Consider the following 11,982-nt stretch of genomic DNA (forward strand, 5'->3'; position numbering starts at 1 on the left):
AGTACTCGTGGTTGCCGGTGACGAAGAAGTTGCCGTACCGGGAGCGCAGGTCACGCAGGGGCTCGGCGGCCGCGCCGAGTTCGGCGACGGACCCGCCATTGCCGCCCGTGTCGTTTCCGCTCACGTCCACGCATTTGCCGCCCGGCCCGTTGATCTGCGTCGCGGGTCCGCCGGTAGGAGGCGGCGTTGTGCCCCCGCCGTCCTGGTAGTAGCGCACGTAGTCGATCGATGCGGTGAGCGGGAACTGGCTCTGCACGGGGTTCTGTCCGGGGTACGTGCCGCCCAGCGCCAGGTTGAAGATGACGTGGAACGGCTTGCGGAACTCCTCCAAGGTCGCCGGTGTCGTGTCGATCACGTGCGTTTGCACGCCGTCGATGTACCAGCGGATCTGCGCGGCCGTCCACTCGATCGCATAGACGTGGAAGGCTGCGGCGTTGTTGACGGCGGGGTTCGCGACGTAGTTGGCGTTCTGACCCGCTGTCCACGGGAACACGCCCGTTCGGAGATCCCAGAAGATGTTGTTCGTCACGGTCGCGTTCGCGTTCGCGTGTTCCATGATGTCGACCTCGCCGCAACTGGCCCAGTTGGTGGGCAGGCGGTCGTAGTAGGTCTGCGCTGGGTTGTAAGCGCTCGTGGATGTCTCGTCGCACGAGTCACCGAGCATCCAGAAAGCCGGCCACGAGCCGGCGGCGGTCGGGAGCGCCATGCGCGCCTCGATGCGGCCGTACTGGAAGGACCTCTTCGTGTCCGTCGTCATGCGGCACGACGTCTGGTAGAAGTTGCGGCCGTTGACCGTGATGGGCGTCGTGAGCCAGTTGGCGCGCATCACCAGGTTGCCGCCGGACTGCGTGCAGTTCTCGGGGCGGTACCACTCCCACTCGCCGTTGCCCCAGCCGTCGAAAGTATTGAGGCCGGGGTTGAGGCCGTTGCCGACGTTGTAGTTCCAGTTGGCGCTGCTGGGCGCGCCGGACCCGTTGAACTCGTCGGCCCACACGAGGTTCCACGCGGCCTGTGCGGGCTGCTGCTGGATGACCACGCTGCCGACCAGCGCAGTGACGGCCGCGGTGAGGAGGACCATGAGGCGCCGGCGGCTGCGTGACAGCGTTCGGTCCGCGAAACCTGCGTTCCTGATCTTCATGTCGGGGAGCCTCGCCTTTCCATTGGGGATGACGGACCGACGCCATGCCCGGGGCGACCCCGCGGCCGGACACGGCGAGTGGGCCAAGGACACTCCCGCCCGGGGCGACCGAGAGTGCTCTTCCTGGACAGCATTGCGAGCCATCAACGCGTGAGAGCGCTCTCACGCTAACCACACAGATCTATTACTGTCAATGGTTGATGAACGCCGTGTTGCCGATGCATTGCCAGCCGGCAGGAGGCCTGAGAGATAGCTGCCGATTACTCGGGATGGTGCGGGTCGAGGTGACACGCCTGGTGGGTGGCCGCGGCGGTTGCGAGCCGGTGCAGTGTTCCGGCGTGGGCAAGCCGTCGGCCGCGTATGAATGGCGTGCTCGATCGGGCGCCGGATGGCTAACATGTCGGCGTCGCGTCACGGGCCTCGGTGATTGGGGTTGCTGCGGCGCTTGCGTCGAGCGACGACGGAGCCAACCTGCTCACTATTGCTTGACGAAACCAGTCGGCAGCAGCCGACACCTTAAGACTGCAACTTCCGACGGCGGTCGCTGCGGCTCGCCTGCGAGACGACTGTCGACAGCAGGCATGACAGCAACCGCGCCGACGCCAGCGCGCTGACGAGTGATTGGCAGGCGGAGGCAATCCTTGCAGGTTCGAGTCAAGATAGAGGATCTCGACGGAGGAGGTCCCTGTGCCCCGAGGAGCGCCGCGAGTTTGAGCTGTCGCGGCTCGCCGCCGTCCGCGCCGCTCGGTCGCGCAGCCTCCGACCATCAGCGGCCGGGTGCAGACGTTGCTGTCCGTCGTCTCGTCGGTGTTCACGCTGCTGGCCCTCGGAGTCGCCTTCTGGACGCTTCGAGACCAGCAAGAGATCAACCGGTCGCAATTGGAGATCAACCAGGCGCAACTGGGTTTGGTCGAGATCGAAAATGAGCGGTACGAGCAGCGTTACGCCGCCAGGGTGTCCTTTTGGTATGCGGACCGGGCACCTGGTGATGGGGCGAACACGTATCCCACTTTCGTGATCTACAACCGGTCACCGGTGCCGATCATGCGCATCCACTTCGAGATGGCCGCGCCGAGCGTCAAGCCAACCCCGAGCGTCCTGTACGGCGGCGACCTCAACGCCCCGCCGTGCTCGATTCTGACCGTCCAGGTGGTGTACGACGACCACACCGGCCAGCCGAAGGCCCCGACGCACGACCGTCCGATCGGCATGCGGTTCCTCGACACCGTCCACTGGTGGGGTATCACGACGGTGGACAACATCCAGCTCGGCGCGGTCCGGGCGCCCGTTGCGCTCGACGAGGGGGACAGGCCACCGACCCAAATCGATCCCGCCTTCGCGCTTCACGAGATTCCTGGGACGCGGCAGGAAGCCCCCGACTGTGGCGAGGGCGGTTAGCAAACGACGCCTATGTGACTGGCTGTCGTCGGTGACGGGAAAGCAGCTCAGCGGCGGCTTCGGCTTTGGCACGTTCGACGTCGAGTTCGGCGATGACTGAGGTGTAGACGTCGGTCATGGCCGCGGAGGAGTGGCCGAGGAGTTCCTGGATGTCTTTGACGTCGGCACCGGCGGCTTTGAGGTAGGTGGCAGCGCAGTGCCGCAGGTCGTGCAGTCGTATCGGGGGTAGGTCGGCGTCGCGGACCAGGACCTCGAAGCGGTCGGTGACGGCGTTGGGGTGCCAGGGCTGCCCGTCGGGTTGGACGAAGAACAGCCCCGTGTTGGGCCAGGTGTGGCCGGCGACGAGTTTCCATTGGGCGCGGCGGGCGTGGTGGGCGCGCAGGACGACGCGGGTGATGCTGGCCATGGCCATGATCCGGTTGCCCGACTCGGACTTGACCTTCTTGATCACGGGTGTGTAGCCGTGGGTGGCCATTTGTTGGGTGACGCTGATCATCGAGTTGTCGAGGTCGACGGCGGTGTCGGTGAGTCCGACGGCCTCGCCGCGGCGTAGCCCGCGGTGCAGGATGAGCGCGAACAGGGGGTAGAGGGCGACGTCGTGCTCCTCAGCGTGGTCCAGGAACGCGCCGGCCTGCTGCGGGGTCCACACCATCACCGGGCTGGGCCGCTCACCGGTGTCGCGCCACCGCTGAACAGCTTTGGCGGTCCACACCCGGGCTTTGGGACGCACCGCGGAGGGCAGCTCGATGTGGGCGGCGGGGTTGAAGTCGATGAGCCGGTTGTTGCCACGGCGGATGGCGTCGTTGAGCGCCTTGCGCAGGGTGGCGCGGATGCGGTGCATGCTGGCCGGTTTGCTGGTGCGCAGGCCGCGGACGCTGGCACGAACGGCGGCGTCGTCGCTCTGGCGGGCGATCTCGATGGCGGTGCTGCGGTCGGCGATGGCGGCGAACATGGCTTCGACGTGCTCGACCCGTAGTTTGACCAGGGCGATGGTGCCGAGGTGCGGGATTAGGTGGACGCGGATGTGCGATTCGTAGGCGAGCAGGGTGTTGGGTTGGACGCTGCTGAGGCTGCGGCGGCATGCCAGCCACGAGTGCAGGTATTCGCCAACGGTGGTTGTGACGGTGGCGGGCAGTCCGGCGCGGACCCGTCGGGCGATGGTGTCGCGGTCCGGCAGGGGTGCGCCGGCGGTAACGGCGAGGAGCATGTCGGCGATCTCGGCGGCGACGGCCGGCTCGTCACTGGCAAGGGCGAGCAGAGCCTTGGCGTGGTCGCGGTCGCCGGTGGCGGCGTCGCGGGTGTCGAAGGTGCTGCGGCGTAGTTGCCGGCGCGCCTGGCCGGGGTGGGTGGGCAGTTCGAGTTGGTAGGCCCACCGGCCGTGGGTGGGATTCCACGCGCCGCTCGCGCGCCGGATGAGGGGGCAGCGATTGCCGAGCTTGCGACCCTCGCCGTCGCGGCAGCAACAGCGTTTGAAGACGGGACCTCTCGCCCTGTTCAGGTGTGTCCCTCGGGTCGACAGTGCGGCGGTAGGTGGCTGCGGGTTCGGTCGGGGGTGGCCCTGAATGGCCTCTCCGCCTGGGGTTGGCTCGTGCTCCGGCGGTTGGCCGTGGTGGTTGGGCAGTAGATGCAGGGCGTGGAGGATGGCCGCAACCGGCACCCGGTAGCTACTGCCGAATCGGAGGACCGGGACGGGGAACTGGTCGAACTTGGCCAGGTTGAACGCGGCCGAACGAGACAATCCCATGATTCGCGCAGTGGTCGTCAGATCGGTGACTGCGCCCAGGGCGCTGATTCGCTCACGAGTCCAATGGTTGTCCGGGCCGTCGCCGCCCGAAGCGGCCGGCGGCACCGGACCGGGTACATGCTCCGAGGTCGTCATTCAGAGTGGCCGCCCAATGACCAAGAAGAGAGGCTGCCTGACTGTTATTGGAGGTCAACGTCAAGCGAGGGCCTTCTGCGAGGCAGGGCGTCAACGAATGCCGAAAGCCAGCTGCTCCCTGTGGATAATTCAAAACCAAACACTGACAGTGTGTGATGAAAGTCAGCGGCAGGTGCCGTGCATCCTGTCCGAGTCGGGTATCTGACTTTAATTGGTCGGTCGGGCACTTAGTGATTCTTGTTGGCGGGACTCTGCTGGCTGAGTGATCGATGTTGGGGCGTAGTGGCTCGGGCTAGCGTCGGCGGTCCAGTGCTGATGCGGGGGGATAATGCTGTGGGATACCGCTTCAACGCTCCACCGAATTGGCCGACGCCGCCGCAGGGCTGGGCGCCCGGTCCTGAGTGGAAGCCGGATCCGGCATGGGGACCTCCGCCGCCGGGGTGGCAGCTATGGATCGCCGACGCACCGATCGCCGCGTCCGTGGGCCAGCCAGCGCCTGCTATTCCCGTGGTGGCTGCCTCCGTGCCACGGACCGTCCCGCCGCAACGCGGCGATGATGCCGAGATTCCGCTGTTCGGTGCGCGGACCAAAGCACGCGAGCTGGCTGCCGAGGTGACCCTCCTGAGGGCGGAGCTGGAGCGGGTCCGAGCAGAGATGAACCGCCTCGGAGTACTGCCCGCGGTAGAGCTGGAGCAGTACAGGGAGCGGCTGACGCGAGAGATCACTGAACAGACCGCGACAGCCCAGGCGCAGAAGGCTGACCTGGAGCGCCAGCTGCGGGACCTTAGTCAGCAGGTCGTGGTGACCGAGGAGACGGCGCTGCTGCAGGAGGCTGGCGTCTACGACTACCGGCACCCCCTGTCAGATGCGGTCGCCTACCAGGGCGCGCTGGCTGGGCTACAGGGCCAGATCAAGAGCATGGCTAAGCGGGAAGGCGGTGCGGTCCTCGCCGCGACTGGCTGGACGGTGAACGGTTCGGTTGCCGAAGGGCGGGTGATGGTCCGGGACTTCTCCAAGCTGCTGCTGCGGGCTTACAACGCCGAAGCGGACAACTTGGTACGGGGCCTGAAACCGTACAAGCTTGACTCGGCTGTCGAGCGCTTGGGCAAGGTCGCCGCGACGATCGCGAAGCTGGGCAAGACGATGCACATCCACATCTCGGGGGACTACCACCGGCTACGGATCCGCGAGTTGGAGCTCACGGCTGACTACCAAGCCAAGGTCGCCGAGGAGAAGGAGCGCGAGCGCGAGGAGAAGGCGCGGCTGCGCGAGGAGCGACGGGTTCAGCAGGAAATCGACCGCGAGCGTGCCCGTCTCGACAAGGAACGTCAGCACTACGCCAACGCCCTCGCCGCTCTGCAAGCTAAGGGCGACGTCGACGGGGCCGCCCAGATGCAGGAGCGGCTGTTGCAGATCGACACTGCCATCGAAGACGTGGACTACCGAGCGGCAAACGTCCGCGCTGGCTACGTGTACGTCATTTCAAACCTGGGAGCCTTCGGCGAGAAGGTAGTCAAGATCGGCATGACCCGCCGCCTCGACCCGTTGGACCGAGTCCGGGAACTCAGCGACGCCTCCGTCCCCTTCAACTTCGACGTCCACGCACTCTTCTTCTCCGAGGACGCCGTCGGCATCGAAGCCAAAATGCACACGCGCCTAGCCGACCGAAGGGTCAACCTCATCAACCAGCGACGAGAGTTCTTCTACGCCACCCCACAGGAGGCCAAGGAGTGCCTACTGGAGCTGACCGGCAGCCTGCTGCAGTACGACGAAGTCCCCGAGGCACTCGAGTACCGGCAGAGTCTGACCCAAGTTAAGGAACGGACCCGTTAGGACAGGCCTTCGAGCGCCACGAAGAGCTCAGCCGGCTTTGTTCGGTTAGGGTCGCAGCAACGCGGTCGCGCTCCGGAGTGGTTGACCTTCCAGTAGACGTCGAAGTGGCCGGCGCGACGGAGCGGTGCAATGGTGGCATTACCGGGTCACTGTGCTCGGCGACGCCACCCGCATCGCCCGGGACAACGAATTTGCCAGCCGCGTGCGCATCCACCATGGCCCGCTCAACAGCCCCTTCCCTGAAGCGCTGACCCTGCTCGCCGGCATCGATGTCGTGGCGGGACCACCCGAGTAAGGCGATCGTGCGGCCGCCGGGGCAACGCCTGGCCGCCTTCTTCGCGCTGAACGCCAGCGACGCTCGATGAGGAGGCGGTCCGCGAGTACCGCCGGCGTTACCTGGCCCGGCCCCTCGTGCCCGGGGTCGTCTTCGTCAAGAATCTGCCCCGACACGCCAACCGGCAGCGCCCTCACCCGTGACCTCGGCCGCTACTACGGCTGAGCTGGGCACACATCGCAAACCGCATCCCATATGCACGGATCTGGCCATAATGTCTTTAGGGGCATGGGAATCTCATCGCGGCTTTCCCATTCGCACATTCTCATCGGTGACTGTCTACTTAGTAGGGCGAGTGACGGCATGCGCCCGGTCGGACACGACCGACTGGCGAAACGCGAACAAGGGGACTGCGATGAATCTCCCGCACTACACGGGCGACGAAGACGGCGAGGCCCACCTCATGCGGTGGTGCCGCAGGCTCACAGCAGATCCCTTGCTGTTGAGGCCCGCTCGAACTCGACAATGATCACGATGTCACATGTGTCTGACTACTCTCGGTTATCTCCCTGACGGGATCCCGACATGCAGGCAAAGGAAAATCTCCTTCTCAAATGCTTTCTGCAACTTGCATAACTCAAGGGCAACGGAATGTCCACTTAGGTGATGATTTTGCGTCGTCGCGGAATACACGACCAGTCTCCAAGGCGTCGGACATCCTGTGCGACGAGGCGCTAGGCCTCCGAGGCGGACATCACACCCTCGCAGCTACACGCTGAGTCGTCACTCACGCTCGATCCGCCCGTTATTCATCAAGCACGGGACACTCACGTTCTTCTCGGTGCACCGGTGACCGAGAAGAACAAGGAGGGGCCAGATGAGGTCCCCGAAGAGCAACGTCCCGCCGACCGAGCGTCGCAGCCAGCGCCGCCCAGTCCGGCCCGAAGGGGAATGACGGAAGCGGCCATCGCGGCTGAGCTTGCAGCTGAACTGCTGCAAGCGATGGGGCGCGATGGCCTTGCCGTCGCCGCCAAGGCCATCGCCCACCTGCTGCACCTGATCGCCGTCTTTGGAAGGAAAGACGATCAGGCGTAGCGATATCGGTACGGGGTCGGCAGCCAGCCGGCCCCGTACCATTCGTAGTCAAGAACGACGTCCACGTCTAGTTGTAACGGACGTGGGACACCTTGACAGTCTCCGCTACTTCGTACTCAAGCGTCGATCTGGTCCTCAAAGCACACCGACCCGATGCCCGCTGGCTCAGCCCGCAAAGTCTCGAGCGGCCGATTGTCCCTGTTCCTTGCCGTGTCCGGGCGCCGTTAGGTCCGGATGCGTCCTACGCAGCGTCCCACTGAGTCGGTCCGGGTTCCGTGCGGACGCGTCGGTGGGGAAGGCACTTGATCTTGGTGGCATTAGGCGCTGACAACGGTCGTGGTGTCAGGGTTGCCTGGTGAAGACGCGCGCTGGTGCGCGGCCTAGGGTGGTGGACGATCTTCCTCCCGTACTGTTCCTGCGTGCCGGACAATACGAGTTCTCTGCGCCTTCGCTGGGCGATTCTGGGGCCGCCCCTTGCGACGGTCCTCATGCTTGGCGTCGTTGTCGTGCTCGGCGCGGTGAAGGGCAGCGATCCGGCGCGGTGGATGCGTCCGGCGGTGCTGGCTCCGGGCGGCACACTGGTGCTGCTCTGGTGGCACGTGGTGGTCCGTCCGCGGCATCGCTGGTGGGCACTTGGTGCCGCTCTCGCGGTGACGATCGTTGCCTACCTGCTGCTGTACCGGCTGATCCTCACCGGACTGCCGTTCCCCTGGGACGGCGTGGTCAGCTTCGCGCTCGCCGGCTGGCTGGGAGCCTTCGCCTACGTCACCGTCACTCAGCGACCCACGGCGCCGATGTCTCGCGACATGGCCTCCGAGGGCAGCACGATCGCGCCGGGCGAGGTGTACGAGGAGCGGTTCGGCTTCACCCGCCGCGACCTGCTGCTCATACCTACCAGCGCGGTCTTCGTAGCCGTTGGCGTCGCGCTTCTCCGCGACGAACTTCTGCCCGGCTTGAGTGCCATCGTGTTTGGCGGCGCGTACCTGCTGCTGCGGCTCGTCACCGTGCTGAGCCGCCGTGTGGCGCTACGCATCGACGCGGCCGGGATCACGTTGGGTCAAACGCCACCCTGGCCGTCCTCACACACCGCGGTGGTGCCCTGGTCCGACATCGAGGCTGTCGTGCTGTGGACGCAACAGGCCGGCCCGACCACGGTCCCGTACGTCGGGCTGCAGCGGCGCCCCGGCTTGCCGCCGCTGCCGGGCTCGGCGCGCTCGCGCGGACTGCGGCGGATGAACCAGGCGCTCGTCCCGCACGTGCCGCCGGCCGTCCTTGCCGACAGCCGGCCGGCGACCCTCTGGCGACTGCACCGCCCAAGCATTGAGGCGGCGGTCCGCCACTTCGCACCCGCGGTCGAAATCGTCGACGCGGGCTGAGGGTTCCTCACCAAGCCCACGAAGGCCTCCATGCGGGCGTTGATGGATAGCCGACGATCCGACGCTGCTCCGGTGCGGACCCAAGACCGGGGGAGCAGGCTGGGAGCAACAGCGTGCACTGAACGTCCTTGAACTGCATCCAACGGCGTCCAACATCCCCCAACTGCACCCACCCCTATCTGCGGCTTTACATTCGCCCAGGTCGGAGTTGGTGCAGCGTCCTGGTGGATACCGAAGTGGTCAGGGTCGGCTGGTGCCGGCTGCCGTCGGGGACTCGCTGACGCCTGTCAAGAGCAGTCCTACCGTATCGACGCATGGCTTTGGCCTTTGCCGTGCTGGCGTCGATGTGGTTTCGAGGGCTGAGACTCGAATCCCACCACCAGCGCGCTGACCAGCGCTTCCTGCTCGGAGACCTCTTCGGCGGACCCGAAATGGTCAAACCGATGGCAGCATCGGCTTGGGCCATGCGCGGCGCCCAACCCAGTGGGCCGAGCGTTCACCCCGCGCTGCCGTTGATGAAAGCTACTCCCGCCGCGTCGAGTTGACGAGAACGAGCTCTTCGGATGATCCCCACCCCGAGCACTTCCCGGCCACGCAGGTCGGCCGGCTGCCAGCCCTGACGCACTCCGCCGAGCAAGCGTATCCCCGCGCGAGCGTCAGCGTTCCTGTCGTAGACCCGCAGAAGTAGGTCATCTCCGTCGGGTTCTAGGCTTGTTGCCACGCCGCCAGCACTCGCTGGCTGACCGATCCGCACAGACGTGTCCAGTGCCGGTATGGCGACATGTCGCTGCGCCGCCCGGATCAGGCAAATGGCCGCCAGTGCCGGGTTGATGTCCTGTGGTACGCGCCGCTCGGGCAGCCAGGACTTTAGCGGTTCCATCTCTGGCAGTGATTGCACGACAAGACACACCTCTGCGTTCGCAACCATCCTGGAAAAGAGATCAACTAGGATGCGGTCGTTGACATAGAAGAGCTGCCCTGACCATGAATCGACGGGTGTCGCAGGCGGGACGACAGTCAGGCCGCGGCGTGGTGGCGCTGTCGGTGTGCGGGGCTCAACTATCCATGGTGGCGTCGGACTCCTGGGACCGCTAGGGGCCGAGCCGACTGTGGGGGGAGTCGACCCGGAACCCTCGCGGCCGCGGCTTGCTGCTCCTCCCGCTCGGGGATTTCTGATCCACTCCATCAGCGAGACCTTCAGAGCTGCGATCGGGGGCCAGGGCGCGGGTTCAAGAATGGCGTCGGTGGAACTCTTCGAAGTGTGAACACCGGCTTGGCTGCCGTCCCGCTGCGGAGCAGATGGTAGTCAGCGGGATTTTCCCCGGGGAGGAAGGCGCTCACCAAGGCGTCTCGGAGATCATCGTCCCCCAGCGGCGCGTCGGGCCCAAGCTCGAACTCCCAGCTCTGGACGACCTTCTCGTTGACCTCAACGATCAGCGTCGCCGTGGGTAGATATCCATCCGCGGCCATGGCGCCTGCCCCCTAGTGTCCTACCGCCACAGCGACCGTACCGGCTCGCGGGCTCATGTCGTGTGCTTCAACCGGCCAAATATGGTGGCCAATCAGCTCGACGGGACTGGCAAAGCTGCGCGTGCCGGACCGCGATCGTCGACCAGGAGTTGACGAGCAAGGTCGGGGTTGCGGCAGGCGGCGTTGAATCGGTCGACCATCGCCTCGCGCATTTCAGGGTTTCCAATCAAACTAAAGTGATACTGATAGCCCGACGCCAACCGCTCGAATAGCAGGAAGTCGTCCCGTTGTGCTCTGCGGTTAGATTGAAAATTGCCGCCGACCAGAGCGATCGTGGAAAAGGTCTGCGGGTCTCTGTCGCAGAGGAACTTTAGGGCGCTTTCGTAATGCTGGAGCAGAAAGAGATGGTCCTGAGGGTTGGCTTGCAGCCGCTCACGGTACCCCGGCCAATGCTCCAGGCACAATCGGTCGAAGCCCGCGTGTCGCCGGTTAGACCAGTCGAGGTCGTGCATGACCGCCTCGACAATGGCGTCGATTGCCCGATCCTGGAAGTAGGTGGGATTTGTGCTCAGCGAAATCCACCGTTCGAGTGACTGCAGAGTATTGATCGTGCGGACGTTGAAGCCCTTGCCTTCAACCGGAAATTCCAGAAGTCGCTCGAGAGAGCGGTCGATGTTTTCCTCGATGCGAATACGCCTTTCCCGTCGCCTCTCATCGAAATACCGGATCGACGCGAAAAGACCGACAGCCGCCGCCACGATGACTGAGAGGAGCGGCCCGAGGCTGCGCAGCCCGCTGAGGGAGTCGGTTTCCTGCTGGAGCTTCTTGATCTCGAGCCGCTTCTTCTCGGCGTCCAGTGGGTCAGCTGTGGGGACGGCTGGAGCGGCGGATGCCGGAGCCGCGCTCGCGGCCGGAGATGCGGCGGAAGCCTTTTGCGCGAGCAATTGGCTGGCGAACAGGGCCACGACCAGGCCTCCCCATGCCATGAACTTGGCAAAAGGGGTGCGACGACTTGGCATAGATCATTGTGACCTGGCGTGGCTTGATCGGTGCAAGTAGCAATGCAAGATCCACATGCAAAGTGTCGAGAATCCGATTCGATGCCGCGTACCGCAAGTCGGGCCGGGCTGGCCCACGAGTCCGGAGAACATTCGAAGGGGCCAGGCTCCGCTGCACCTACCTGGCTGGTTCTGGCTGTCGTCCTTGCCTACTGGAAGCACTCATGGGGCTAGAGATGGTGGACAGCCGCAGTCAACGGAGCGGCCGTAGGGCGACCTGCGGACGCGCTCTTCAGTTTCGATCAAGGTCGACTCCTGGCGGGGTCTGGCTGGCTGGATGCGGACCGTATCTGCTCGGTCCGACATGCCGGCACATGGCGTCGATCACTGAGACGCCGCGCGGCGCCCTTGGCCGGCGTGCGGCGGCTCACGTTTGGACAGAAGGGCAGGGTCGTTGCCTTCCGCGATCCTTCGCCTCGGGTGGCTCGGAGTGGTAGTCCTTCGGACCCTGACCTTCGGCA

At 65.3% G+C, this 11,982-nt stretch carries 8 protein-coding genes; 5 read left to right on the forward strand and 3 right to left on the reverse strand.

Features of this window, described 5'->3' with window-relative positions; translation table 11 throughout:
- A partial coding sequence (locus tag AB0B48_RS04360) for a family 16 glycosylhydrolase (protein ID WP_357195708.1) occupies positions 1-1,138 on the reverse strand: 1,138 nt, incomplete at its 3' end.
- 777 nt (positions 1,139-1,915) lie between these two features.
- Between AB0B48_RS04360 and AB0B48_RS04365 the strand changes: the two genes are divergently transcribed.
- Positions 1,916-2,536, forward strand: coding sequence for a hypothetical protein (locus tag AB0B48_RS04365; protein WP_357195712.1), 621 nt, complete (start codon positions 1,916-1,918; stop codon positions 2,534-2,536).
- Positions 2,537-2,546: 10 nt separating this feature from the next.
- On the opposite strand, the gene AB0B48_RS04370 is transcribed toward AB0B48_RS04365, so the two are convergent.
- Positions 2,547-4,280 carry a tyrosine-type recombinase/integrase gene (locus AB0B48_RS04370; RefSeq protein WP_357195715.1) on the reverse strand — a complete coding sequence of 578 codons (1,734 nt, stop codon included), beginning with the start codon at positions 4,278-4,280 and terminating at the stop codon, positions 2,547-2,549.
- A 657-nt stretch (positions 4,281-4,937) separates the two neighbouring features.
- Between AB0B48_RS04370 and AB0B48_RS04375 the strand changes: the two genes are divergently transcribed.
- From AB0B48_RS04375 to AB0B48_RS04390, 4 genes are all read left to right on the forward strand, one after another.
- Entirely contained in the window at positions 4,938-6,248 is a 1,311-nt protein-coding gene (locus AB0B48_RS04375; RefSeq protein ID WP_357195717.1) for a DUF4041 domain-containing protein, read from the forward strand.
- A gap of 151 nt (positions 6,249-6,399) precedes the next feature.
- Positions 6,400-6,543 carry a hypothetical protein gene (locus AB0B48_RS04380; RefSeq protein ID WP_357195720.1) on the forward strand — a complete coding sequence of 48 codons (144 nt, stop codon included), beginning with the start codon at positions 6,400-6,402 and terminating at the stop codon, positions 6,541-6,543.
- Positions 6,544-7,371: 828 nt separating this feature from the next.
- A complete protein-coding gene (locus AB0B48_RS04385) occupies positions 7,372-7,617 on the forward strand; it encodes a hypothetical protein (RefSeq protein ID WP_357195723.1) in 246 nt (81 codons plus the stop codon).
- Positions 7,618-8,036: 419 nt separating this feature from the next.
- On the forward strand, positions 8,037-8,993 hold the full coding sequence (locus tag AB0B48_RS04390; RefSeq protein ID WP_357195726.1) for a hypothetical protein: 957 nt from the start codon (positions 8,037-8,039) through the stop codon (positions 8,991-8,993).
- A 1,562-nt stretch (positions 8,994-10,555) separates the two neighbouring features.
- Here the strand turns inward: AB0B48_RS04390 and AB0B48_RS04395 are convergent.
- The gene (locus AB0B48_RS04395) at positions 10,556-11,428 is read right to left on the reverse strand and encodes a hypothetical protein (protein WP_357195729.1); all 873 of its coding nucleotides are present in this window, start codon (positions 11,426-11,428) and stop codon (positions 10,556-10,558) included.
- Positions 11,429-11,982: the final 554 nt, after the last annotated feature.

Origin of the sequence: Micromonospora sp. NPDC049089, from assembly GCF_040648775.1 — a bacterium.
Taxonomy (GTDB): domain Bacteria; phylum Actinomycetota; class Actinomycetes; order Mycobacteriales; family Micromonosporaceae; genus Micromonospora.

Bases quoted from the DNA above. Each gene is read 5' to 3' on its own strand.
- AB0B48_RS04370 (WP_357195715.1), bottom strand. From the start codon at position 4,280: ATGGGATTGTCTCGTTCGGCCGCGTTCAACCTGGCCAAGTTCGACCAG.